The organism is Pseudomonas sp. SJZ080 (genome assembly GCF_007828295.1).
GTDB lineage: Bacteria > Pseudomonadota > Gammaproteobacteria > Pseudomonadales > Pseudomonadaceae > Aquipseudomonas > Aquipseudomonas migulae_A.
In genome coordinates, this window is record NZ_VIUK01000003.1 from 188,858 (window position 1) to 214,146 (window position 25,289).

Sequence of the window (25,289 nt, forward strand, 5' to 3'; positions counted from 1 at the left end):
TGCGCAAGACTCGGGGCCCAGCATCACCGCGAATTCCTCCCGAGACTCGCGTCCATGTTGCCTTTCAGATGTGCTCCCTGGCTGGCCCGCAACACCTCGATCGCCGTGCTGGCCGCCGGGTTGGCCGGTTGCAGCAGCCAACCGTCGTCCACCGCCCAGGTGAGCTGCGCCGACATAACCTATTCGGTGAACGACCCGGCGGAACCGTTCAATCGCGGGGTCTTTGCGTTTAACCGGGTTGTGGATGACTACGCCCTGGCACCGGTCGCCCGCGGCTATCGCTACTTGCCGGACTTTTTCCAGACGGGTGTGCATAACTTCGTGGAGAACTTCGGTGAACCCAAGGTGTTCATCAATGACGTGCTGCAAGGCAACCCGATGCGCTCGGTCAACACCCTGGGGCGTTTCGTGATTAACACAACGGTTGGCGTGGTGGGCTTGATCGACGTTTCCGGCATGGCCGGCATCCCGCGCCACGACGCAGACTTCGGGCAGACCTTCGGCGTGTGGGGCATCGGCAACGGCCCGATCGTCGAGTTGCCGTTGTTCGGCACGTCCAACAGCCGCGATGCGGCCGGACGCGTGCTCGGTTTCGTCGTCGATCCGTTCGGCAGCAATAGCGATACCGTCGACACCTTGTCCACGATCAACACGGTCGGCGGCATCGTCGATGGTCGAGCAGAAGCCTTGCCGCTGACCGACAGCCTGCAAAAACTGCCGGACTATTACAGCGCGTTGCGCAACGTGGTGGCCGAGCATCGTGCGGCTTACGTGGCCGATGGCAAACAAGGCTCGCCCGACAACACCAAGCCTCAATGCACAGGAGCACCGGCCGATGGTTTCTGAAGGCCTGATTCTTCAACAACGGATGACCCGTGACGCCGAGGCGAATCTGCACTGTCGGGAAATCACCCTGCGCCTCTCGGCAGATTGCCGCCAACTGGTGCTCACTTGTTACACCGAACACTATGGCCCGGCCGTGGTGCGCTGGATCGAGCGCAGCCACACGGTGTCAGTGAGCGAGGTGTTTCGCTGGTTGGTCGCCAATGGCGAGGTGGATATCAGCCAGTACCAATCACTGCCTCCAACACGCGCGCCACACACTGCACCGCCACGTCTTCATCGCGCCGCTTATGCCAGGCCAGATGCACAGCAAAACCCTCCACCTCAATCGGCGGATCCACGGTGTGCAACGCCTCGGCCATCGGCATCGACAGGCACTGGCTCGGCAGCATCGCAATCAGGTCCGACCCCAGCAGCAGATCCGGAACCATGACAAAACTCGGCACGACGATCCCGACCCGCCGCGACAGCCCTTGGCCCTTCAACTGTTCATCGAGCGGGCCCCAGGTGGCGCCGCGCCCGGACACCAGCACGTGTGGATAACTCAGCCAGCGGTCGAGATTGAAGCCTGCCATTGCAGGGTGCCCCGCTCGCATTGCCACCACGAAATGCTCGTGCAACAGCAGGCGCCGGGTGTAGTCAGGGCCCAGAGGCGGGAACACCGACATGGCCAGATCGCTTTGGCCGCGACTCAAGCTTTCCTGCGCCGCCTCACCGCCCTGCCAGGGTTGGATCACCAGGTCGATGCCCGGTGCCAGTTCCGCCAGTCGTTGGTGCAATCGCTGGGCGATGACGATCGCCGGAAAGTCGGCCATGACGATGCGCACGGTCTGGCGCAGGGTGCTCAGCTCGGCACTGGCGGTGCCGACCAGCGTGCTGACCGCCCCCAGAATCTGCTTCAACGGGCCGCGCATGGCCTGTGCTTTTGGCGTCAGTTGCATGCCGCCCTGTCCGCGCTCGAGCAAACGATCCTGGAACAGGTGCCTGCAACGCTCCAACGCATTGGACGCCGCCGGTTGCGACAAGCCGACTCGCTCGGCGGCGCGGGAGACATGCGCTTCGTCGAGCAACGCATCGAGCACGGTCAACAGGTTGAGGTCCACCGAACGCAGATTCATTAAATCAATACCCAATTAGACAAACCATCCATTGGAGCAATGTACAGCAGGCTGGCACGCTGTGGCTCCCTTCACTTGAACCGGTGAGCCATGAACGACACCACCCTGATTTTGAGTTTTCATCCTGATTTGGGGCGCTCCCATGCAAACCGCGCCATGCTTGATGCCGTGAAGGATCTGGAGGGCGTGTGCATCGTCGATCTGTACGGGCTTTACCCGACCGACGAAGTCAACATCGCAGCGGAGGTGCAACGTTTGTTGTCGGCAAAGCGGCTGGTACTGCAATTTCCGGTGCAGTGGTATTCAACGCCCGCACTGCTGAAGGCATGGCAGGACAGTGTGCTCACGCAGATGTACTACATCGCCTATGAAGTTCAGGGCCGGAAACTAGAGGGCCTGCCAATCATGGTTGCCGCCACCGCAGGTAACACGCCCCAGGCCTACGGCGAAACTGGCGTAAACCTGTTTCCCCTTGAGCAACTGCTGCAACCGTTGCGTGCCACTGCGAACCGCTGCCAATGGGCATGGTGCGATCCGTTTCTGGTGTATCAGGCGAACAAATTGCCAAGTTCGGAGCTGGATGTGGTCGCCGCTGAATACCGGGCCAGGATCAAGCAGTTTCAACTCAAGGCTTAACAGGCATCCGCAGCCACCTGCGTTATCATCGCCGACCTGTGCGCCAAGAGTCTTGAACCCGGATGTCCGAATCACTGCCTTTGCCTGACGATTGCACCTCACTGCCACCGGTCCTGGTCGGCCCCATGCTGCGGCGGCTGGAGCCTAAGCGGCTGGTGCTGTGGCTTGTAGGAAGCCGGTCGTTGTCACTGACGTTGCGCCTGCAAGGTGTAGGCGACATACGCCTCGACGCCGGGCAATGCACGATCATCCGGGTCGGTACTCGAGCCTTCATTCATTTGATCGATGTGCCGCTGGACGTCGCACTGCCCTGCGACACGCTGATCGAGTACGACCTGCTGATTGATGAAGCCGCAACGGGTATCGCCGAATGGGCGCCGCATCTGCTGTATGGCGAAGCACGCTCGCCGAATTTCGTTTTGCGCTCTCGGATCGATCAGCTGCTGCATGGCTCCTGCCGCAAACCGCACCATCGCGCCGCCGACGGTTTGCTCTGCGTTGATCGCTTGCTGGCGTCGGCACATGAAGCAACAGAGCGTCCGGCATTGCTGATGATGAGCGGCGATCAGGTGTACGCCGACGATGTCGCGGGGCCGATGTTGCGCGCCATTCATGCCTTGATCGCGCGGTTGGGGTTGTTCGGCGAACACCTTGAAGGCGCCGTGGTCAGCGACAGCGCCAAGCTCTATGAGCATGCGGCCAGCTACTACCACCGTGCAGATTTGTTACCGGCGCTGCAAAGCAACGAAACCCTGCGCGAGCGATTTTTCGGCGGTGCGCGCAAGCCGATTTTCACCAGCAGTAGTGCCGACAATCATCTGGTGACATTCGCTGAAGTCATGGCCATGTACCTGCTGGTGTGGTCGCCGACACCCTGGACGTTGATCGCGCCCAAACCACCGAAACTGATTCCCGAACGACGCGAGCGTTATGCACTGGAGCAAACGCGCATCGATGATTTCAAGGCCGGCCTTGGCGATGTCGCCCGCGCCTTCGCGCATTTGCCGTGCCTGATGATCTTCGACGACCACGATATTACCGATGACTGGAATCTTTCCGCGCAATGGGAGGAAACGGCCTACGGCCATCCGTTCTCCAAGCGCATCATCGGCAATGCGCTGATCGCTTATATGTTGTGCCAGGGCTGGGGCAACAATCCGGACGCCTTCGATGCGGTGCTGGAGAAGACTGATGGTTTTAGCGCGACCGGGGACGATGGCTATCTCGACAGCCCGGTGCAGGACGCCTTGATCGATGAGTTGCTGAAGTTCCAGCATTGGCATTACGTGTTGCCGACCACTCCGGCGATGGTGGTGCTCGACACCCGCACCCGGCGCTGGCGCAGTGAGATGACGCTCAAGCAGCCCTCGGGTCTTCTGGATTGGGAAGCCCTTAGCGAACTGCAACAGGAATTGCTGGATCATCCGTCGGCGATCATCGTTTCGCCGGCACCGGTGTTCGGCGTGAAGCTGATAGAAACCGTGCAACGGGTGTTCAGCTGGTTCGGTTATCCACTGTTGGTAGACGCCGAAAACTGGATGGCCCATCGCGGCGCAGCCCAGGTGATCCTGAACATTTTCCGACACTCGCGTACACCGGGTAACTACGTGGTGCTGTCAGGCGATGTGCATTATTCCTTCGTCTATGAAGTCTTGATCCCACACCGCAAGGCTGGCCCGAGGATCTGGCAGATCACCAGCAGCGGCATCAAGAACGAATTTCCACCGGCGCTGCTTGAATGGTTCGACCGGCTCAATCGCTGGCTCTATTCCCCGCGCTCGCCGCTGAACTGGCTGACCAAGCGCCGACGGATGCGCATCGTGCCGCACGTTCCGGAACATGCCGAGGCGGGTGAACGGTTGTGGAATTCGGCGGGGATCGGGCAGGTGTTCTTTAATGAAAAAGGGCAGCCGCAGGAGATTTTTCAACTCAACTCGGACGGTTCGCCGAAGACGCGGATGGTGGCACCTGAGGCGGAGGATTGAAGGTACGGCCGCTCCCACATTTAATCGATGTCGAGTACTCGGACTATGCGTTAACGCAGGCTACTGGATATGAATCTCGCTCGGACACTGATCATCGGCAACTCCGGCTCGGGCAAAAGCCGGTTGGCCGAGCGCTTGGCTGGGCATCTGCGATCACCGTGGATCGATCTCGATTCAATCCACTGGCTGTCCGACGAACACAGCATCGCCCGCCCACGCGCTGAAGCATTGGGCATGGCGCGGGTCGCGGCAGATAAAGAGCGCTGGGTAATCGAAGGTGTTTACGGCTGGATCGCCAGCGAGCTTATTCACCGCGCCACCGCGTTGATCTGGTTGTGTGTTGATGAAGAACAATGCATCGCCAATATTCGCCAGCGAGAGCACAAACCGGAAGATGACGAATTGTTAATGACGCTGCTGGCGTGGGCCGGCAGTTATCGTGCCCGCGATGACGCCAGTGGTTTTTTGGCGCATCAGCAGTTGTACGAAATGTTCGCGGGTTCAAAAATCAAACTGATGAATCGAGGCGAGATCACAGGATTCGAGAAAACCCTGAAGCGGCCAAAGGATGGCGTTTGAATCGGATACGGATTACATCGTTCACGGAAACGTCTCGAAGGGCATTCAGCGATACTCATCACAAACGCAGATGCATCGTCTGTGTAACGACCATTCGTAGGTATCGCCCTGTCATCCTGTACACATTTCTGTACGTTCTTTGCATTGAGCGAGGACTAAACATGCAAACCATCAACTACACCACTGCACGCGCGCACCTTGCCGAAACCATGGATCGGGTCAATGAAGATCGCGCTCCATTGTTGGTCACTCGCCAGAAAGGCGAACCCGTGGTGATGATGTCTCTGGCGGAATACAACGCCCTCGAAGAGACCGCTTACCTGCTTCGCTCCCCTGCCAATGCTGAACGCCTGATGAAATCAATCGGCAATCTGCGGGCGGGAAAAACCAAAACCAGGCAACTTATCGAAGAATGAATAACGAGTTCACTCCTGAAGGTTGGGAAGACTATTTGTGGTTCCAACAAAACGATAAGGCCGGGCTCAAACGAATCAATCTGCTTATCAACTCCATCCAGCGTGAACCGTTCGGCGGGCTCGGAAAGCCAGAACCGCTCAAACACAATTTGAGCGGCTTCTGGTCACGTCGAATTACCGGCGAGCATCGCTAGGTCTATGCAGTTGAGGACCATGAGATACGTGTAGTGATGTGCAGATATCATTACTGAGTAAAAACCGAGGCTGCACCCACCGCCCGACAAACCCCTCTGACAATCATCTCCACCTCCCGCTCATCAATCGTCAGCGGTGGCAGCAGGCGGATGGTCTTGCCCCGTGTCACATTGATCAGCAAACCGTGATCCCGGGCGGCGATCAATGTCAGGTCGCGAATCGGTTGCTTGAGTTCGATGCCGATCATCAGACCCTGACCACGGATGGCCAGTACGTTCGGCTCATCAGCCAGTTCAATGCGCAATCTTTCGAGCAGGCGCTCGCCCTGCACTGTGGCGTTTTCCAGCAAGCCCTGTTCTTCGATGATCTCCAGCACGGTGCAACCCACGCGACAGGCCAACGGATTACCGCCGAAAGTGCTGCCGTGGCTGCCGGGGGTGAAGAGGTCGGCGGCTTTGCCCCGGGCCAGGCAGGCACCGATGGGGACGCCATTACCCAGGCCTTTGGCCAACGTCATGACGTCCGGAACGATGCCTTCATGCTGGAACGCAAACCACTGGCCGGTGCGACCGATGCCGGTCTGGATTTCGTCGAGCATCATCAGCCATCCGCGCCGGTTGCACAGGTCACGCACGGCTTTGAGGTAGCCTGGCGGAGCCAGTTGCACGCCGCTCTCCCCCTGAATCGGTTCCATCAGGATTGCCACGATTCTCGGGCCGTGGGCCTGTTGCACCTTGTCCAGCGCCTTGAGATCGCCGAATGGCACTTTGACGAAATCCCCCGGCAATTCATTGAAACCCAGGCGCACCGCCGGGCCATCGCTGGCCGACAGCGTGCCGAGCGTCCGGCCATGGAAGGCATTTTCCATGACGACCACCAAGGGCTGCTCGATGCCTTTGTGCCAGCCATGCAGCCGCGCCAGTTTCAGCGCGGTCTCGTTGGCTTCGGCACCGGAGTTGTTGAAGAACGCCCGCTCCATGCCTGCCAATCGGGTCAGTTTCTGCGCCAGCCGCTGTTGCCAGTCGATGCTGTAAAGGTTGGAGGTGTGCAACAACAGCCCGGCCTGTTCGCTGATGGCGGAAACAATTCTGGGATGGGAGTGGCCGACATTGGTCACCGCCACGCCCGCCACCGCATCCAGGTATTCACGACCGGCCTGATCCCACAGGCGTGTGCCCAGGCCTTTTGTGAAACTCAAGGCCAGTGGTTGGTAAGTGCTCATCAGGCAGGCGGCGGTCATGACATCAAGCTCCATCAATAGTCGGTGTTTTTGCAGTATGGTTAGCCACCAGAACTGGATAAACACCGCAAAACTTCAATCATTTTAAAGCCGGGCTTGATAATGGATCTGTTCCAGGCAATGACCGTTTACGTAAAAGTGGTGGAATCCGGCAGCATGACCGCTGCCGCTTTTCAGTGCGAAATGTCGACCACGATGGTGGGCAATCACCTGCGGGCACTGGAGCAACGACTGGGTGTGCGCTTGCTCAACCGTACGACGCGACGCCAGCGGCTGACGGAATTTGGTACCGCGTACTATCAGCGTTGCCTCGAAGTACTGGGACTGGTGGCTGATTCCGAACGCCTGGCCGAGCAGGCCCTCGACGAGCCGAGCGGCACCCTGCGCCTCACCGCACCGTTGACGTTCGGCACCGAAAAACTCGCGCCCGCGCTGAGCGAATTCGCCCGGCTTTGTCCACGGGTCAAACTGGACGTGGTCCTCACCAACCGGCGTCCGGACCTGCTCGAAAACGGTTTCGACGTGGCGTTTCGGCTGGGCAACATGGAACAGACCAACCTGATCGCCCGCCCACTCGAGGACTACACGCTGACCATGTGCGCGTCACCGAGCTACCTGGCGCGCCGAGGCAACCCGCAGACACCGGATGACCTGCGACACCACGATTGCCTGTCCTTTGCCTACCCGGCCGGCGATGACTGGCACTCGGTGGAAAAGGAATGGCGCCTGACCGGGGCCGAAGGCGAGGTGACTGTGGCAGTCAGTGGCCCCATGCTGATCAACAGTTCCGCAGGATTGCATCAAGCGGCACGCACCGGCATGGGCATCGTGTTGTTGCCCGACGCATTGGTGGAGCAAGACCTCAAGGACGGAAAACTGGTGGCCGTGATGCCGGATTACGTGCCGCCGAACCGGCCGATGAGCCTGATGTACGCACAGGATCGCTACCGTTTGCCGAAACTGCGCAGTTTCGTCGACTTCGCCATGCGGATGTGGGGCAAGCACTAGCGGGCTGAAGGCGCCATCGACTAATCTCCTCGACTGACGGGTCACTTTGGTCAGGGAGAGCGGTGATGGATGGGGCCTCGGATATCGAAGCATTGAAGTTCAATCTGTCCGATTTGAACGAAAACATGCTGCACACCATTATGGAACTGGTCAGTGACGGCATCTGGGACTGGAACGCCAATACCGGTTTCGTTTACCGCAACCCCGGCTGGTACGAAATGCTTGGCTATGCACCTCACTCCCTCGACAACAACGTGTTGACCTGGGAAAACGTGATGCACCCCGACGATTACCCGCGGGTCATGGCCCTGTTTGACGACTACCTGAGCCAACGGGCTCCCGGTTACCAAGCCGAGTATCGCTGTCGCACACAGGACGGGCGCTATATCTGGATCGAAGACCGTGGCCACGTGCTTGCACGTAATGCCGACGGTTCGGTCGCGCGCATGGTCGGTGCGCACCGCTGCATTGAAGACAAAAAACGCCTGCTCGAAGCGCTTGAACGAAGGAATCAATCCCTCGAAGCCATCGTCGAAGAACGCACTCGAGAGCTATCCCGGGTCAACCAGCAATTGCAGGTCCAACTCGAAGAAAATCGCAAACTGGCGGAAACCGACGCGCTGACTTCAATCGCCAATCGACATCGGCTGAGTAAGGCCCTTCCCCAGGCATGTGACCGCGCCCAGCGCTTTCGACAGCCCCTGTCGCTGATCGCCATGGACATCGACGACTTCAAGAACATCAACGATCACTACGGTCATGCCCTGGGTGATGCCGCGTTGGTGCAGGTGGTCGAAAGCGTCAAGCGTTGCGTCCGCGAGGGCGATTTGCTGGTGCGTTGGGGGGGTGATGAGTTCATCATGATTTTGCCCAACACCCCGCTGGCCGACGCCAGAACCCTTGCCGAAACCATCCGCAATAGCCTCGCCGACTTGCCGCCGGTGGGAGACTTTCAACTGACCCTCAGTTTTGGCGTGGTTCAGCGCTTTGACGAAGAACAACAAACCGGGTTGCTGGCCAGGGCTGATCAGGCGTTGTATCGGTCGAAGGTGGCAGGCAAGAATGTGATTTCGGGGTGAGCATCATGCCCCCTTCCCCGAATCCTCGGCCGCATCGCTCCTACAATGATTACAACCCCGACTTCACCAGCACCGGTTTTTCCTGATACCGCTCCGGATACAGCTGTTTGAGCTGCGCTACTTTCGGTAGATCGTTGATCACGATGTACGGATAAGTCGGATGCTCGGTCAGAAAGTCCTGATGTTCCTCTTCCGCCGGGTAGAAACCGTTATAGGTTTCCAGTTTGGTGACGATCGGTTTGTTGAAGGATTTGGCGGCATCCAGCTGGGCAATGTAGGCCTGGGCGACGCGTTGTTGCTCGCTGTTTGCAGGGAAAATCGCCGACCGGTACTGAGTCCCGTGGTCAGGCCCCTGTCGATTGAGTTCGGTTGGGTTATGCGCGACGGAAAAATAGATCTGCAACAAGGTGCCATAGCTGACCTGAGTGGGGTCGAAGGTGACCTCGACAGCTTCTGCGTGACCGGTATCGCCATCGCTGACTCGTTCGTATCGGGCGGTGTTGGCGGCACCACCGGCATAGCCGGAGACCGCGTTCTTCACCCCTTTGACATGCTGAAACACCCCTTGCACGCCCCAGAAGCAACCGCCGGCGAAGACCGCCGTTTCGCTATGGGCCTGGGTGGTTTCGTCGAGGGCCGGCGGGGGAATGATGACCGCTTCGTCGCCAGCACCGAAAGAGAAGGCCGAGCATTGGCCGATAATGCCTGCGGCAGCCAGCCCCAACAGGGTGCGGCGCCAGGTGAACAGGGTTTTCATGAGGCTGACTCCTGAGAAATAAAGGGGCTATCAACCGAACGTAAAGGCATACGCCGAGACGCCCGGATCGAGAAATTCGATGCTGAAGGTTCGATCCGTGACACCGCCGGGTTGACGCACCAGTTGATACAAACGTTGTTCGGTCACGCTGCCGCTGCCATCGGGTGCGACGTCCGTACCGTGGGCATCACCAGGGGCTTTTCCGTCAATCAGGACTTTGAAGCGCACCGGTTTGCCATCGGTGGCAGGCCCCAGCACCAGGTGCAAATCACGAGCATGGAAGCGGTAAACGATGCGACTGACCGGCGCGCTTGATATGGCCCGCTCCGAACCGACAGTCCACTGACCGCCCAGGCTCCAGTCATTCAGGGCCAGTTGCGACGGTGGGTTGTAGTTCGTCGACTTGTCGGGAACCAGGCTGGTTTCGGGGACGAAATGCTCCGAGCGCTGGTAGCCGACGTAGGTTTCCGGTGACTGCACTTCGTTCATGTCCGGCGCGAGTTGAACACCCTCGGCACTGGCATTGATCAACCCGTCGGCCACCTTGGCGGCGCCCGCCTCACGCAGCAATTGCTGGATCACCCGCTCCGACTCGGCGTAATCGCCTTCGCCAAAGTGGTGATAGCGAATGCGTCCCTGAGCGTCGGCAAAATAGTGGGCGGGCCAGTACTCGTTGTTGAAAGCTCGCCAGATCTTGTAGTCGTTATCGATTGCCACCGGGTAGTTGATGCCCAGGTCCTTCATGGCTTTGGTGACGTTGCCTACATTCCGTTCGAAAGCGAATTCGGGCGCATGGACGCCGATCACCACCAGGCCCTGATCACGATACTTTTCGGCCCACGCCTTTACATAGGGCAGCGTGCGCAGGCAATTGATGCAGGAGTAGGTCCAGAAATCCACCAGCACTACTTTGCCTTTCAACGCCTGAGCAGTGAGAGGGGGTGAATTGAGCCATTGCACGGCGCCGTCCAGCGCCGGAAGGTTGCCTTCAATCGGCAGCGCGCCCGGCTTTTGGTCGGCCGCTTTCATTACACCACCGGGATCACGCGCCATCATTGCCCCGCTTTCATTAGGAGACCTGGCCAACCGTCCGACCAGCGCCTGTTCGATACCGCCCGTGGAGGCCGTCGAAACCCGTGCCAGAATCCCGGTATCAAGCCCCAGGGCAATCGCCGCCACACCCGCCAGCATTGCAGCGCCCAAACCTCGACGAACCCACTCGCCAGCACCGATGGAACGCTTCATTGCAGCGAAGACTTTACCGCCCAGCAGCAACGCCACCGCGAGAGAAGTGGCGGCACCGGCGGCGTAGGCCAACAGCAACAGGGTGGTTGCGATGCTTGCCCCTTGCAGTGCGGCGCCGGTGAGTACCAGGCCCAGAATCGGCCCGGCACACGGCGCCCAGAGCAAGCCAGTTGCAACACCGATCAGGAACGAAGCACCGGGACGCGGCCGCGAATCGGCACCGGCGGCTTGCGACAAACGGCTGCCAGCCGCCACCAGCGGACGCGTCAGGCGCTCAGCCAGTTGCGGCAGCAACAACGTCAAGCCGAACAGTGCAACAAACACCAAGGCGAGCCAGCGTCCGTACTGATTGAGCTGCACCACCCAACCGCCACCTACCGCTGCCAACGAGGCGACCAGCGCGAAGGTCAGTGCCATCCCCGCCAGCAGCGGCAAGCTGCTCTTCATGAACGGCTGCCCGGTGCGGGCGAAGACAAACGGCAGTACCGGCAGAATGCACGGGCTGACGATCGTCAGCACACCACCGAGATAAGCGAGGACCAGAAGCCACATAACGTCGACCTGCATGAAATGAGAGAGAGGGTTAGGCCGCCTGTGGCTTGAAGGTCATCGCCAGACCGTTCATGCAGTAACGCAGGCCAGTGGGCTTGGGCCCGTCATCGAAAACATGCCCCAGATGACCACCGCAACGCCGACAGTGAACCTCTTCGCGCAACACGCCGAAGGATCGGTCCTGACGGGTCGCCACGGCCTTGTCCAGCGGGGCCCAGAAACTCGGCCAACCGGTGCGGCTGTCGAACTTGGTTGCAGAGGAGAACAGCGGCAGATCGCAACCGGCACAGGCAAAGATGCCCTCACGGTGCTCGTTGTTCAGCGCACTGCTGTAGGCCCGTTCGGTGCCCTCCTCGCGCAGGATTTCGTACTGCTCGGCGCTTAGCAGGGCGCGCCATTCGCTGTCGCTGTGGGTCACCTCGAAAACCTCCTCGGCACTGGCCTCACTGACCAGTGCGGAACGAGCGGCAAATTTTGGCAATACACCGATCACCAGGGCTGCAGCCCCCAGCCCGCCGCTCGCCAGTAGAAATTGTCGCCGTGAAAACATGGCCGTCTCCAAAAATCCAAAATGCCTTTCATGGAACACAGCCTAGGCTTGGGTAGTTCGCCAAATCCTCACGGGAAGTTAAACAATTCGTGATAACTCTGGCCCTGGAAAACCCGCACAATGCGCTCATTGCGCCGAAGGATTGAGCTTGATGGAACCGACCAAACGCGTCCTCGTGGTCGAGGACGATCTGCATATCGCCGACCTTATCTGCCTGCATCTGCGCGATGAGCAGTTCGAGGTGGTGCACTGCGCCGATGGCGATGAAGGCATGCGATTGCTGCAGCAAGGAGCCTGGGACGCGCTGATCCTCGACCTGATGCTGCCGGGTGTCGACGGCCTGGAAATCTGCCGCCGCGCCCGCGCCATGGCCCGCTATACCCCGATCATCATCACCAGTGCGCGCTCCAGCGAAGTGCATCGGATACTGGGCCTGGAACTCGGCGCCGATGATTACCTGGCCAAACCCTTTTCCATGCTCGAGCTGGTCGCCCGGGTCAAGGCGTTGCTGCGACGGGTCGACGCCATGGCGCGCAACCTGAAAATGGACGCCGGCAGCCTGATCATCGACGGCCTCTCCATCGACCCGATCACACGCGAGGTGTCCCTTGACGGTCGGCGCCTCGACCTCACGCCACGGGAGTTCGACCTGCTGTATTTCTTCGCCCGCCAGCCCGGCAAAGTGTTCTCGCGCATGGACCTGCTCAACGCCGTGTGGGGTTACAGCCATGAAGGCTACGAGCACACGGTCAATACCCACATCAACCGCCTGCGGGCAAAGATCGAGGCCGATCCCGCGCAACCGGTGCGCATCCTCACGGTGTGGGGCCGTGGCTACAAATTCGCGGCCAGAGAGGAACAGCCATGAAGCTGACCCTGACGCAACGGCTGTCTCTGGTTTTCGCCGTGCTGTTGCTGGTGTGCTGCGGCACCTCGGCCTGGATGCAGGTGCGTTCCAACCAGATGCATGAACAGGAAGTGGTGCAAGGACTGTCGCGGGATCTGGCCCAACATATCGCCAGCGACACGGTGCTGATGGACACCCAGGGCCTGATGCCCGATGCCGTGCGAGACCTGTTCAGCAAGCTGATGCTGGTCAATCCCAGTGTCGAGGTCTATCTGCTCGACATCGGGGGTAGGATTGTCGGCAGCGCGGCGCCCGAAGGCCGGATTCACCGGGAACGGGTCGACCTTGCGCCCATCCAGCGCCTGCTCAAGGGTGATGCCCTGCCGATTCTCGGCGACGACCCGCGCAGCGTCGATGCGCGCAAGGTGTTCAGCGCTGCACCGTTGAAGGTCGACGGTAAGCCTGTCGGTTATCTTTACGTGGTGTTGCTCGGCGAAGACCACGATCGCCTGGCGGAACGGGGCGCCACCAGTGCAGCCCTCAACACGGCCCTGCTGTCTATCGGACTGGTCGCATTGCTTTGCCTGATTGCCGGTCTCACAGCCTTTGCGCTGATCACCCGGCCGTTGCGTCGGTTGACCGAAACCGTCAGCCAGTTCGACATTGATGGTGTCCCGGCGACGCCACCCGCGCCAGCACCGGCGGAAAAAACCGCCAGCCACGACGAAATCGCCATCCTCGACGCCACCTTCCGGCAGATGCAGGCGCGCCTCAGCGAACAATGGCGTTCGCTGACCCGTCAGGATCAGGAGCGCCGCGAACTGGTGGCGAACATTTCCCACGACCTGCGTACGCCTTTGGCCTCGTTGCACGGTTATCTGGAAACCTTGTCACTCAAGGACGCCACGCTGTCCCCCGCCGACCGTCGCCGCTACCTGGGCATCGCTCTGGATCAAAGCCGAAAGGTCGGCGGCTTGGCGCAATCGTTGCTGGAACTGGTGCGCCTGGAGCACGGTTTCGTGCAGCCCGTGCTGGAGCGCTTCTCCCTGACCGACCTGGTGCAGGACATCTTCCAGAAATTCGAACTCACCGCCGAGGCGCGCCAGGTTGAACTGAAGGCCAGCTTCGCGCCCAACGTGGCGGCCGCTTGCGCAGACCTGGGGCTGATCGAACGGGTCCTCACCAACCTGTTCGACAACGCCCTGCGTCATACCCCTCAAGGTGGGGATATCGAATTGAGCCTGCGTCCACAAGGATCGTTTATCGAAGTCACCGTCAGCGACACCGGCCCCGGCATCGCACCTGAACTGCGCGAAGGGCTGTTCCTGCGCCCGTTCAACATTGGCGGCGCACGACGCGATGGCGGACTCGGGCTGAGAATCGTCCATCGGATCCTGCAACTGCACGGTCGCGATATCCAGCTGATCGATGTGCCCGGACGTGGCGCGACCTTTCGCTTCACGTTACCGGTCGATCAACAGACTGCAGAGCAATGGGCGGTGCGTTCCATGAACCTGAATTCGCCGGGGAAGTAGGAATCCGTGACAACGCCGTCTCGGTCCAATAGATTAGGCGGCCTGAAAAGGCCCAGCGCTTTCTCGCCTAAACCCAAGTTTAAAGAAGTAGTGAAATTTCAATGTCCGATTCCAATACCGCTGAATCCGTAGTCACCTTGTCGTCCAAAGCGGAATACGAAAACTCCATCAATCTTTCACAGCATGTGCCCCAGGCCAAGACCATCAGCGAGATGGTTCTGGACGCTTTCCAGTCCACCCGTGAAAGCGACCAGATCCGCGAGCTGCGCGCCGCGATTCGCCAGGCCCACGACCGCTTCGACGACGACAAAGCCTACGAACTGATGGGCGAACTCAAGCAACTCAAGGACGCCGAAGCGGCCGATATCGCGGCCCTCGAAGACCTGAGCAGCAAATTCTCGATCAGCCGCATTCTTTCCAGCTTCAAGGACGATCCGGCGTTTCAGGAAATCGTCTACGGCCTGGCATTGAAGGTGCTGAACCAGACGCATCTAGCCATCAGCAACCCGGCCAGCGGCAAGAGCAAAACGGCCCGCGCCAAGAAAGAAGTCGAAGTGTTTACCATCAGCAAGGATGGCGTGAGCGTCACCCTGCCGCTGCGTACACCACGCTCGCGACTGAACGTTGACCGTGAAGCACTGGAATTCCTGGGCTTCACTTTCGTTGGCGAGGGCGATGAAGCCGAGCTGGAAAGCGAGACGTTCCTGGACAGCGCCGGGACGGAACAAGCGGTCAACCGCAAAAACATCATTACCGCGCTTCAGCAGCAAACCGCGTTCGATGGCTACAGCATCGCCGCGCAGTAACACGGTCCATCAGCAGCGCTTCAGGCGCCACTGACCTAAAAGCCCCGCCCTAGAGCGGGGCTTTTTATTGCCCGCGATTCCGCTAAAAGCACGATTACTCTCACAGTATCGACACCCGAATAAACACTTCCCTTCACCCTTGAGCACCACGGGTCCGCCTGCGGGGAGCGTCATCTCACTTTCCAGCTCAAGACTTCAGTGGTGCGATTGCTGAGGTCGTCATGCACACAACCCCTTTGTACCGTCAGTTAGCCAACCACTACCTCGACGCAATCCGCAGCGGCACCTTGAAAACCGGTGAACGTTTTCCCTCCATTCGGCTGATGATGGAAAAACATGCCGTCAGCCTGTCGACCGCCGTGCAGGTTTGCCGAGAGCTCGAGGACTACGGCGTCCTGGAAGCCCGCCCGCGTTCCGGCAACTACATTCGCCAGCCGGATAACTTGCCCAAACCTGTCGAGATGACTCCCCCGCCCCCCGACACCGACGTCTATCTCGGCATTCACGAGCTGGTGTCATCGGTGCTCAAGGCCAGCCAGCGTGCAACGATCAAGGTCAATTTCGCCAGTGCCTACTGTGCACCCGAGCTCTATCCGTTGAAGATTTTACAGGAGCACATGATCAAGGCGCTGCGTCAGGATCAGCATTTGCTGGGTGTCCAAGGCTCGACCTGCGGCAACCTCACCTTGCGTAATATCCTGGCGCGACGGGCGCTGACCGCCAAAGCCAATTTGACTGCGGAGAAGATTGTGATCACCAACGGCGCAACCGAAGCAATCAACCTGGCCTTGCGTGCGGTCACCCAACCCGGTGACACCGTGGCCGTGGAGTCGCCGACCTTCTACGGCTTGCTGCAAATTCTCGAAAGCCTGAACCTGCGAGTGCTGGAAGTCCCGGCAACGGGCCACGCGGGCATCAACCTGTTCGCACTGGAACAACTACTGCAAAAACCCGAACGAATTCGGGCGCTGATCGTCATTCCCAACCTGCAGAATCCGCTGGGCAGCATCATGCCCGACGCCAACAAGGCGCGGTTGGTGCAACTGTGCGCCGAGCACGGCACCGTGCTGATCGAAGATGACACCTATGGCGATCTGGTGGATACCGAGCAGCCGTTGTCCACGCTCAAACACTGGGACTGCAGTGACAATGTGATCTATTGCGCCTCGCTGAACAAAACCCTGGCACCGGGCTTGCGCCTGGGCTGGATCAGCGCGGGAAAATGGCACGAGCGCGTGGAAATGCTCAAACACACTCAGACCCGCGGCTGTGAGACGTTGTCGCAACTGGCGGTGGGTGCGTTCATGAAGACGCCTTCCTACGAGCGTTACCTGCGTCGGCTGAGGAAAACCCTGACGCAACAACGCCAACAGATGAGTGCCGCAATCACCCGCTATTTCCCTCCGGGCACCTGTGTGACGGACCCTCGGGGCGGCACATTGCTGTGGGTGGAACTGCCTCGACACTATTCGGCCATGGCGCTGTTTCGGGAGGCGTTGAAGGCGGGCATTCAGATTTCCCCTGGGGATATCTTTTCCAATGCGCAGCGCTTTGGTCACTTTGTGCGGATTGGGTGTGGGGCGCCGTATTCGCCGAAGATAGATGAGGCGCTGGCAACATTGGGCCAACTCCTCAAAACCCAAAGCTGACACGTCACCCTGTAGGAGCCGGCTTGCTGGCGATGGCGTTATGTCTGACGCCATCGATGTCGACTGATCCGCCGCCATCGCCAGCAAGCCGGCTCCTACAAGGGGTTTGCGTGCAGGCAAATGATGTGTGGATCATCGTTCCAATGAGGGAATCGCTCGGCAATCAATGGGTCATGACCGGGAATGACGTGGTCTTCGCTGTCAGCCAAACGGTCGATTTCGATAAACGCTTCCAGCGTCTGTGCCAGATCATCCAGGATCGGAAACGGACTGCGCTGGCGAATGTTCGCCCACAAATGCGCAGCATCCGACGCCAGAACAATCCAGCCTCGAGCCGTATTCACCCGCACCACCTGGCTACCCGGCGTATGGCCGCCCACCGGGTGCAGCGTCACGCCGGGAATCACCTCGACCGTGCCGGTATGCAAGCGCAACCGGCCTTCGAACAGCGGTGGCAGCGCCGACATCACATCTTCGACTTCGTAGGTTTTGTTCACCGTACGATGGGCCATTTTCGGTCCGGTGCAGAAGCGCAGCTCCGCTTCCTGCAGATGCACCGTGGCTTTCGGAAACAACCCCAGGTTGCCGGCGTGATCCCAGTGCAAATGGGTGAGGATCAGGTTCTCGACCTGCGCCGGATCGATGTCCAGTTGGCGTAGGGATTCTTCCGGCAGGCGATACATCTGACGGTTGCGCCGATCGGCTGTGGCCGGTTGAAAACAGGTGTCGACCACGATGACCTGTTGCTCGTTGCGAATGACCCAGAAGTAGTAGTCCAACGGCATCGACGCGTTCGGATCTCCGCAGCAAGCGTCGTAAAGAAAATTCTCCCGGGCGGTGCGCTGGGCATTGGCGCCGACACGGATGGCAAACACTTCGTACACAGGAACGGACATTTTCACCTCCTGAATCAGGCCACGGCCGCCGCTTTGAGGGTCGGACGGAAGTCGAAATCGATCTCGTCGGTAATTCCCAGATCCTGCGCCAGACGATGCAGGCCGCTGTAGTCGCGCATGATCGTGGCGTTCTTGTTGCTCTCGCGAGTGTCGGCGATGATCAGCGCCGCATCCTCGACGCCGAGCTGCGTGAGAATCGCCTCCCACATCGAGTAGTCCTGAGCGACAAAGGCACTCAGCGCCACCGACAACGTCTGTGCGAAAAATGCCCGTTGGGTCGGCTGCATGTTCGCGTACATGACCTTCGCCACTTCAGCGAGAATCTTGCTGTGGGCGTATTCGTCGCGGTTATGCAGCTCTGCCACGCGGCGGTTCTGCGGTTGAATGGTTTGGTCGTCGGCCAGCAGATCCAGGTAAGCGTTGACGCTGATCTCGGCCACCACCGCAAAGGTGATCGCCGCCAGGTCGCGCTGCCACTGCTCGGGCAATGTTTCTCGCAGCGCGACAAGGCGCAGATAGGTCACCGAGGGCGGCAACTCCAGATCCTGATCGAGTGCGCGCTCCTCTTTGGTCCGCTCGATGGCGCGAAGGTGCATGAGCGTGTGGTAGTGCTCGTCGATCAACGTCTGCTGCATCGCCTCGCGAAAGTGCCAGTCGTTTTTACCCAGGTACTGATTGGCGATGACGCTCAGCGCCGGGTTCACCACGTGCTCTTCCGCCGTGACCGTACGCAGGTTGTAACCGATCCAGCCCCAAGTCACGACGGTGCTTTTGAGCTCGTCGCTAAGGGCCTGGAATTTCGGGTGATGGAAGAACGGCACCATGCACTCCGGATAATCCGGGCGTGCCGGATCGAACGCTTCGCTGACCGAGGCCTTGTCCGGCGCACACACCGTGGCCCTTTTGGTCCATGCCTGATTGAGCCGCACGACCAGTTGATGATCGACCTTGGCGATCTCGATTGCTGTTTGCATGACGCGATACCTGTAGGACGCGTACCCGCTGAGGGGTACGCCGATTAAATAGTGAGCGACGGATGAATCAGGCCAGCCAGTAGCGGGTCAGGTTGCGCGCCGGGTCAGTGTATCGACTGCGGGCGTGGATCATTCGCCAGTTGTCCCAAATCAGCATGCAGCCGTCGGGAATCAGCACCGGCGTGTTGTGCTGGATGAAATATTCCTCGCCGAGCAGCGCGAACCTGGCCAGGGGCGATGAACTGCTCGTCACCTTCGATTGCTGCAAATCGTCTTCGGAAGGATTCACATCGCCGTAGTGAAACTGGTTGTAGCTGAAGCGGAAAATGTCCCCGTCCTCTGTCGGCGTCAGGATGTACTCCTTGACCCTGGTTTGCGCCGCCTCACCCGGTTTGGCGGTGGCGACGAACTCTACGGGTGTGTCGTCGATCCATTCGCGCAACTCGGGTTCGGTGCGTTCGAGGTACGCCAGGAACTCGATTCCGTCGACCAACCCCGTATGCCCGCCACCACAGGTAGCCTGATGATGACAATGCAACGCCAGATAACGCGGCGGCGGCCCATAGACCGGCGCTTCGGTGTGCGGGCCGATGCCGTTCATGCTCTGGGAGTACGGCAACGCTTCATACCCCGGCTTGCGGGTAATGGCGAACGCCGTCTGCCCGTTGAATTGCGGAATGACCTGACCGAACGCCTGCAGCGTGCCGACGACATCGTAGGCAAATTCGGCTGGGGTCAGCACCGTCCAGCCACGGGATGACAATTCATCATGGCGGTGGCCCAGTGAAACGTAAGGTTTAGACGCAACAATCCCTTGATCTGACATGGTGGTGTTCCTGGCGGTTTATCAGGCGTTAACGGTTGAGGTGTAAGCGGCAATGAATTCGCGACAGGCGTTGCCCGGTCGATAGCGCTGTTCGTCGATGCTCTGCACGGGGGTGATTTCAGCGGCGGTGCCCGTCAGAAAACACTCATCGAAGTCGCCAAGCTCAGTAGGAAGAATCGTGCGCTCGACCACCTGGTAATCCAGCGCCCCGGCCAGTTCGATGACGGTCTGGCGAGTGATGCCATTGAGAAAACAATCGGGTAGCGGCGTGTGCAGCGTCCGGCCCTTGACGAAGAACACGTTGGCACTGGTGGCTTCGGCTACATGGCCGCGCCAGTCGAGCATCAGCGCATCGTGATAACCGTTGTTTTCCGCATCGTGTTTGCTGAGCGTGGCGATCTGGTAATGCCCGGACGCCTTGGCTTCGAACGGGCTGCTGCTGGGCGGCGGCCGACGCCACTCGGCGGTCTTCAAACGAATGCCGCCCATGTGCCCCGCCGGGTCGAAGTAACTCGGCCATTGCCAGCAGGCGATCGCCACGTGCACGCGGTTGAAGCGGGCCGAGGTCGAGATCATTTCACTGCCGCGCCACGCCACTGGCCGCAGATAACCGTCGACCACGTTGTTGCGTTGCAGCAGTTCATGGCTGGCCGCTTCCAGTTCGGCCAACTCATAGGGAATCGCGAAATCCATCAACTGCGCCGAGCGGTACAGCCGCTCGCTGTGCTCACGCAGTTTGAAGATCTTGCCGTTGTAGACACGCTCCCCTTCGTACACGGTGCTCGCGTAATGCAAACCATGGGTCAGCACATGCAAGCGCGCCTCGGACCACTCGACGAACTCGCCATCGAGCCAGATAAAACCTTCTCGCTGGTCAAACGGAATGCCGCTCATATCCCTATCTCCTGATGAATTTTCTTACGCCGTTTCGAGCAAGACCGGTATCAATTCGGGCGCTGCTACAGGCTCCGGCTGAAAGAAAAACGAGCGCTCGCCAAACGCCGGTCGCAGCTCATCGAACCAGGTCGCGTGCGGATCGAAGCGCGCATAGAAGGTGCGCAATACCCATTGCGGGTCCCGGGCCTGAAGAAACTGCAACACGAAGACTTTTTCCCCGGCCACGGTCTCGATGCCGTTGATCAACACCTTCCCGTAAAACGTGCTCATCGATGGCCCGCGCACTGTGCGCGCCAGCCCGGAGACCGTTCGGTAAGCCGCCTGGAAAATCTCGAACGCCCGCACCAGCGGCATCGCGAAGTAGTGGCTCGGCCCGGTATCGCGCTCGACAAACATGTAATAAGGCACCGCCCCCAGCCGCACGCCCTCGGTCCAGAGCGCCGCCCAATCGGCGGGGTTTTCGTTGATGTGGCGGATCACCGGCGCCTGCATGCGCAAGGTCGCCCCGGTGGAACGAATGCGTTCGACAGCCTGGCGAGCGATGTCCTGGTGGATCTCCACCGGGTGGTTGTAGTGCCCCATGATCGACAGGTGTTTCCCTGCCGCGACGATCCGTTTAAACAGCGCCAACAGTTCCGGTGCGTCCTTGTCGCTGACAAACCGTTGCGGCCAATACGCCACGGACTTGGTGCCGATGCGGATGCTCTTGAGGTGGGGCAGTTCCAGCAGCGGCTCGATATACCCCGCCAGCGACCGGGTGTTCATGATCATCGGGTCGCCCCCGGTGATCAGCACGTCGGTCACCTCGGTGTGCACCCTCAGGTAATTCACCAGCTCCTGGGACTCACGCGCGTTGAACTTGAGTTCTTCCTCGCCGATGAACTGCGCCCAGCGGAAACAGAACGTGCAGTACGCGTGACACGTCTGACCGGCACCGGGGAAAAACAGCACGGTCTCGCGGTACTTGTGCTGTATCCCGGGTAGGACTTTCCCGTCGAGGGTCGCGCCGTTGTGTGTCAGCTGCCCGGCCGGGTGCGGGTTCATGCGCAGCCAGATCGCCTCGATCCGACGCTTGATGGCGACGGCGTCATCGCGCTCGATCAACTGTTTAAGCGACGCGTACTCGTCCGGCAGCAGCATGTCCTTGTGAGGAAAGGTCATGCGGAAAATCGGATCATCCGGAATGTTGTTCCAGTCGATCAGCGTACCGAGGACATATTCATTGGTGCGAAACGGCATGACCCTGGCCACCACGGTCATGGCTTCCTGCAACGCTGGTGTCAGTTTTTGCCAATACGGCGTGTCGCGAATGGTGCGTGAGTTATAGGGTTTGTATCTTTCCTGCTCCGACAGTCCCTGCATGGCAGCGCTCCTGGTGATTGCCTGGCGTTTTCACTGAATGGCCGGCGCTGCGCGCTCTATGTCCATCCATGCCCGGACGCTGTCGCGATCCCATTGCCGACGCACATAGGCCGCGAGCCGTTGAGGAACGCGATCGCCATTGGCGAGCAATCGGTTGAGCATGATTGCCAGGTCGGTGTCGGCGATGCTCCAGTCTCCGAACAGATGATCGGCGCCCTCCTCCAGCAACCGGTCGGCGACAAAGAACAGTCTCGCGACAGCTGCCTGGGCTTCATCCGACAACGGGGTTTCTTTCTTGCCGAAGTAAATGAGGTCTGCCGGACGCTCTTTGCGAATGACCAGCAGATCACTGCGCAACCAGGCCTGGAGTTGGCGGGCGCGGGCGCGCTGCTTGATGTCCAGCGGGAACAGTTTTGGATGCCCCGGCGCTATCTCGTCCAGATATTCGGCAATGGCCGAAGATTCCGACAATGCGAAACCGTCGTGAATCAACGTGGGGATCTTGCACGTCAGAGAGATATCTTGATAACTCGACTTATAGTTCTCACGTGCTTTCAAATCCAGCGTGACAAGTTCAAATGAAAGTTGTTTCTCTTTCAACGCCACAAATGCTGACAGCGCAAAAGCACTGACAAAATCTGCGCCGATATACAGTTTCAGCTTCGTACTTTCCATAGAACGCTCCCTTGCTTTAACCACAATAATCCGTTGCATTGGAAACGATCGTAGTTAGTTGCTTAAGCGCTGAACAGATACAGAAATTAGCTGTTTCTACGGATACAGAAGTTTAAAGACACAAATACCCAGGATGGGCAGAAATAAAAAAGGGAGTCTGCGAATGCAGACTCCCTGGTGGGTCACAGAGGGGAAGGTTGAGCGTGTCAGACCGTGGCGTCTGCCGCATTGGAGAGTTGCGCCATCTGGGGCATGTTGCTCATGTTCAGCATGGCCAGCGGTTCAGTGGCGCTGGTGTTGACGAAGCCGTGTCGGGTCCAGGCTGGCACCAGCAACACGTCGCCGGGGCTGACGTCCACTGCATCGGCATCGCCCAAGGTCAACGCGCCGCTGCCGGACTGAATGATGAACAGGTGCCACCAGGAATGCGCATGGCCATTCAGCGTCGTGCCCGGTTTCAACCATTGCATGGACACCGCCATCCCTGGCGTCAACTTGCAGCCTTCGGTGCTGTCGTCGTGAGCCAGGGCGACAATATCGATCTCGCTGGCTTCGAGGTTCTTACGCATGCCTGTGAGTTCGTCACCCTTCCACACCCGGGCATTGACCGGCGGTGGGTTCAAACTCTGGCGAAAGTCCTTATATGAAAAAAAACCACCTTGAATGTTATTCATCCGCGCACACCGATTTATTATCGACTTTGAGTCGACCTGACACTAGGCGAACAATCGATCACTGTAAAGCCGAGCAACTAAGACTCACAACACCGAGGGCCGCAGCGCCACAATCATGTCAACTTCCACGGCGGCATTTTTCGGTAGTTGGTAGACACCGACAGTGGTTCGGGTATGTTTCCCCGCATCGCCCAGCACATGACTGAAGACATCCGATGCGCCGTTGGCAACTTCACTGAGATCAACAAAGTCCGCCGTGCACTTCACGTAAACCGTAACCCGTATCAGCGACTTTATTTTGTCCAGTGAACCGATGGCATCAACGATCAGTGCCAGCCCGCGCATGGCGCTGATGCTGGCCGCCGCTTGTGCGTCCATCAGGCTGAGCTCAAGCCCGACCCTGCCCGGGTATTGCATTTTGCCGCTCACGCGCGGTACCAGACCGCTGATGTAGATTTCATCGTGATGCCGAACCAGCGGTGCGTAACGTCCGCCCACTGTGTTCTCGCCGTAGATGTCGTAGTCGAGTTCTTTCGCCAGGGTGATGAAACGTTCGTCACACGACATTTTTTGCTCAATCATTCATTCAACCCTCTTAAACCAATAATGCTTGAAACATTGATCCCGAAGGCTCAACCCACGGCTCTCGCCGGCACAGCCAGGCATGTGACTTCGACGCGCGATTCGATCGCCTCTGCCAGGCGCAGCAGGTTGTCGCTGAGCTGCCCGTAGTCTTCGCTGAACAATACGATGTGGCCGATAAACGACGTGTTGTCTTTCACCAGTGCGGTGACTGAATCACTGAGGCGCTTGGCGTACACCGCCTCGACCAGCTCGATGTTCAGCTCCCGGGCCAGGGACTGGATGTCGGGCACGAAGCGCAAAAGACCACCGGCCGGGGCTCTGAGCAGGCGAATGCCGCAATAGCCACGGGCAACGGGATCCTGATGGTCGACCTTGCCTTCTACCGCCCACCGGACCCAGCGTTCCCATGGATCGAAATCGACAAACGCCAGACGGGCCAGGTCCCAGATATGCATGCCGCCAGGGCGCATGTTGGTTTCCACCGCTGAAGTCAGGCCGTCGCGGCGCAGGAAGATTTCGTTGTGATAGGCGCCGTTTTCCAGTGAGACCAGTCCGGACATATGGCGACCGGCAGCCGCCAGGCGAGCCTGTACGTCAGCCGCCAACGGTGCCGGCACCACTTGCTGGATTTCTGCGCGATAGGCGCCTTCGGTGGTGGTTTTCTCAGTGACCCAAGTGCTGCCCGCGACGTAATCCCAACTGTATTCCCGGGCGTTCTGAATCAACTCTTCGAGGACGATGCCGCCTTCTCGATACGGCTTGAGCGCCTGCCAGGCCTCATCGCATTCGGACGGGTGATGGATGACCCGGCAACCCCTGCTTGCGCCTTCGCAGGCGGGTTTGATGAAGGCTCTGCCGCCCAGTTCGACGACCCGCTGACGCAGTTCTCCCAGGCTTTCGATACGTGCGGAAAACACCGGACGGTAATCCTCGGGCGCAGTGTCGGCGGCCGCTTCCAGCGTGCGAAAAATCTGTTTATCCAACCCCGCCCGCGCCTCGCCGGGGGTAATGCCGGGCAGGCCGAAATGCGTAGCCAACGCCGCGCCCAGCAACACGCCACGGTCGGAAAATGGCAGGACGCCTACCAGCTTCCAGCAATCGGCACTCAGGCAACCGACCAGCAGATCGACGGAGTCGGCGATGTCCTGCGGTGCCATCGAGGCTGTGCAGACGTGGTCCGCCACCTGATCGTCATCGGCTTGAATCTGCTCGACCACCAGGATCAGCCTGGCGTTATAGAGCGTCTTGCAGAGGTCGCGAAGCTTCTGGATATCGTGAACCCGGTTGCCGTTGTACCCGACCACTACTACGCATGACGTGGTGTTCATGAAACCTCCGACCTGTGGAGTAAAAAACGCAA

26 protein-coding genes are annotated in these 25,289 nt (G+C 59.4%); 12 read left to right on the top strand and 14 right to left on the bottom strand.

The window, feature by feature from the left end; translation table 11 throughout:
- Positions 1-54 precede the first annotated feature (54 nt).
- Complete coding sequence (locus tag FBY04_RS05675) at positions 55-846, top strand: VacJ family lipoprotein (protein WP_145314755.1); 792 nt, start codon at positions 55-57, stop codon at positions 844-846.
- Positions 847-1,061: 215 nt separating this feature from the next.
- Here the strand turns inward: FBY04_RS05675 and FBY04_RS05685 are convergent, their stop codons facing one another.
- Complete coding sequence (locus FBY04_RS05685) at positions 1,062-1,961, bottom strand: LysR family transcriptional regulator (protein WP_145314756.1); 900 nt, start codon at positions 1,959-1,961, stop codon at positions 1,062-1,064.
- A gap of 90 nt (positions 1,962-2,051) precedes the next feature.
- Between FBY04_RS05685 and FBY04_RS05690 the strand changes: the two genes are divergently transcribed.
- The 5 genes from FBY04_RS05690 (at position 2,052) to FBY04_RS05710 (ending at position 5,771) form a co-directional block, all read left to right on the top strand.
- Positions 2,052-2,597 (top strand): NAD(P)H-dependent oxidoreductase, encoded by a 546-nt coding sequence (locus FBY04_RS05690; protein ID WP_145314757.1) that lies wholly within the window; start codon positions 2,052-2,054, stop codon positions 2,595-2,597.
- A 62-nt stretch (positions 2,598-2,659) separates the two neighbouring features.
- A complete protein-coding gene (locus FBY04_RS05695; RefSeq protein WP_084320750.1) occupies positions 2,660-4,582 on the top strand; it encodes an alkaline phosphatase D family protein in 1,923 nt (640 codons plus the stop codon).
- Between the two features lie 69 nt (positions 4,583-4,651).
- Positions 4,652-5,161 (top strand): adenylate kinase, encoded by a 510-nt coding sequence (locus tag FBY04_RS05700; RefSeq protein WP_145314758.1) that lies wholly within the window; start codon positions 4,652-4,654, stop codon positions 5,159-5,161.
- A 161-nt stretch (positions 5,162-5,322) separates the two neighbouring features.
- Positions 5,323-5,577 carry a type II toxin-antitoxin system prevent-host-death family antitoxin gene (locus FBY04_RS05705; protein ID WP_084320748.1) on the top strand — a complete coding sequence of 85 codons (255 nt, stop codon included), beginning with the start codon at positions 5,323-5,325 and terminating at the stop codon, positions 5,575-5,577.
- A complete protein-coding gene (locus FBY04_RS05710) occupies positions 5,574-5,771 on the top strand; it encodes a Txe/YoeB family addiction module toxin (protein ID WP_145314759.1) in 198 nt (65 codons plus the stop codon). Before FBY04_RS05705 ends, FBY04_RS05710 begins: the two co-directional genes overlap by 4 nt.
- Before the next feature lie 50 nt (positions 5,772-5,821).
- On the opposite strand, the gene FBY04_RS05715 is transcribed toward FBY04_RS05710, so the two are convergent.
- Positions 5,822-7,012 (bottom strand): aspartate aminotransferase family protein, encoded by a 1,191-nt coding sequence (locus tag FBY04_RS05715; RefSeq protein ID WP_145314760.1) that lies wholly within the window; start codon positions 7,010-7,012, stop codon positions 5,822-5,824.
- A 102-nt stretch (positions 7,013-7,114) separates the two neighbouring features.
- Here FBY04_RS05715 and FBY04_RS05720 point away from each other — a divergent pair, with 102 nt between their 5' ends.
- Entirely contained in the window at positions 7,115-8,020 is a 906-nt protein-coding gene (locus FBY04_RS05720) for a LysR family transcriptional regulator (protein ID WP_145314761.1), read from the top strand.
- 65 nt (positions 8,021-8,085) lie between these two features.
- Positions 8,086-9,099 (top strand): sensor domain-containing diguanylate cyclase, encoded by a 1,014-nt coding sequence (locus FBY04_RS05725; RefSeq protein WP_084320744.1) that lies wholly within the window; start codon positions 8,086-8,088, stop codon positions 9,097-9,099.
- 49 nt (positions 9,100-9,148) lie between these two features.
- On the opposite strand, the gene msrA is transcribed toward FBY04_RS05725, so the two are convergent.
- From msrA to msrB, 3 genes are read right to left on the bottom strand one after another with little or no spacing between them, the layout of a single operon-like run.
- Entirely contained in the window at positions 9,149-9,856 is a 708-nt protein-coding gene (gene msrA / locus FBY04_RS05730) for a peptide-methionine (S)-S-oxide reductase MsrA (RefSeq protein WP_084320743.1), read from the bottom strand.
- Positions 9,857-9,886: 30 nt separating this feature from the next.
- A complete protein-coding gene (locus FBY04_RS05735) occupies positions 9,887-11,653 on the bottom strand; it encodes a cytochrome c biogenesis protein DipZ (RefSeq protein WP_145314762.1) in 1,767 nt (588 codons plus the stop codon).
- 31 nt (positions 11,654-11,684) lie between these two features.
- Entirely contained in the window at positions 11,685-12,203 is a 519-nt protein-coding gene (gene msrB / locus FBY04_RS05740) for a peptide-methionine (R)-S-oxide reductase MsrB (protein WP_145314763.1), read from the bottom strand.
- Positions 12,204-12,354: 151 nt separating this feature from the next.
- Here msrB and FBY04_RS05745 point away from each other — a divergent pair, with 151 nt between their 5' ends.
- From FBY04_RS05745 to FBY04_RS05760, 4 genes are all read left to right on the top strand, one after another.
- Positions 12,355-13,071, top strand: coding sequence for a response regulator transcription factor (locus FBY04_RS05745; protein ID WP_145314764.1), 717 nt, complete (start codon positions 12,355-12,357; stop codon positions 13,069-13,071).
- Entirely contained in the window at positions 13,068-14,585 is a 1,518-nt protein-coding gene (locus tag FBY04_RS05750) for a HAMP domain-containing sensor histidine kinase (RefSeq protein WP_084320740.1), read from the top strand. Before FBY04_RS05745 ends, FBY04_RS05750 begins: the two co-directional genes overlap by 4 nt.
- Before the next feature lie 101 nt (positions 14,586-14,686).
- On the top strand, positions 14,687-15,391 hold the full coding sequence (locus FBY04_RS05755) for a hypothetical protein (protein ID WP_084320739.1): 705 nt from the start codon (positions 14,687-14,689) through the stop codon (positions 15,389-15,391).
- 221 nt (positions 15,392-15,612) lie between these two features.
- Positions 15,613-17,040, top strand: coding sequence for a PLP-dependent aminotransferase family protein (locus FBY04_RS05760; protein ID WP_084320738.1), 1,428 nt, complete (start codon positions 15,613-15,615; stop codon positions 17,038-17,040).
- A gap of 95 nt (positions 17,041-17,135) precedes the next feature.
- Here FBY04_RS05760 and FBY04_RS05765 read toward each other — a convergent pair whose 3' ends face one another.
- The 9 genes from FBY04_RS05765 to FBY04_RS05805 form a co-directional block, all read right to left on the bottom strand.
- A complete protein-coding gene (locus tag FBY04_RS05765; protein WP_145314765.1) occupies positions 17,136-17,936 on the bottom strand; it encodes an N-acyl homoserine lactonase family protein in 801 nt (266 codons plus the stop codon).
- 14 nt (positions 17,937-17,950) lie between these two features.
- Positions 17,951-18,910 (bottom strand): diiron oxygenase, encoded by a 960-nt coding sequence (locus FBY04_RS05770; RefSeq protein ID WP_084320736.1) that lies wholly within the window; start codon positions 18,908-18,910, stop codon positions 17,951-17,953.
- Positions 18,911-18,977: 67 nt separating this feature from the next.
- Positions 18,978-19,736, bottom strand: coding sequence for a TauD/TfdA family dioxygenase (locus tag FBY04_RS05775; RefSeq protein ID WP_084320735.1), 759 nt, complete (start codon positions 19,734-19,736; stop codon positions 18,978-18,980).
- A 21-nt stretch (positions 19,737-19,757) separates the two neighbouring features.
- Complete coding sequence (locus tag FBY04_RS05780; RefSeq protein WP_084320734.1) at positions 19,758-20,630, bottom strand: branched-chain amino acid aminotransferase; 873 nt, start codon at positions 20,628-20,630, stop codon at positions 19,758-19,760.
- Positions 20,631-20,654: 24 nt separating this feature from the next.
- Positions 20,655-21,995 carry a KamA family radical SAM protein gene (locus tag FBY04_RS05785; protein ID WP_145314766.1) on the bottom strand — a complete coding sequence of 447 codons (1,341 nt, stop codon included), beginning with the start codon at positions 21,993-21,995 and terminating at the stop codon, positions 20,655-20,657.
- Between the two features lie 30 nt (positions 21,996-22,025).
- Complete coding sequence (gene yfcF, locus FBY04_RS05790) at positions 22,026-22,670, bottom strand: glutathione transferase (protein WP_145314860.1); 645 nt, start codon at positions 22,668-22,670, stop codon at positions 22,026-22,028.
- Positions 22,671-22,876: 206 nt separating this feature from the next.
- Positions 22,877-23,344, bottom strand: coding sequence for a cupin domain-containing protein (locus FBY04_RS05795; RefSeq protein WP_084320731.1), 468 nt, complete (start codon positions 23,342-23,344; stop codon positions 22,877-22,879).
- A gap of 84 nt (positions 23,345-23,428) precedes the next feature.
- The gene (locus tag FBY04_RS05800; RefSeq protein WP_178118260.1) at positions 23,429-23,926 is read right to left on the bottom strand and encodes a RidA family protein; all 498 of its coding nucleotides are present in this window, start codon (positions 23,924-23,926) and stop codon (positions 23,429-23,431) included.
- A gap of 50 nt (positions 23,927-23,976) precedes the next feature.
- Positions 23,977-25,257 (bottom strand): acetyl-CoA carboxylase biotin carboxylase subunit family protein, encoded by a 1,281-nt coding sequence (locus FBY04_RS05805; protein ID WP_084320730.1) that lies wholly within the window; start codon positions 25,255-25,257, stop codon positions 23,977-23,979.
- Between the last annotated feature and the right edge of the window lie 32 nt (positions 25,258-25,289).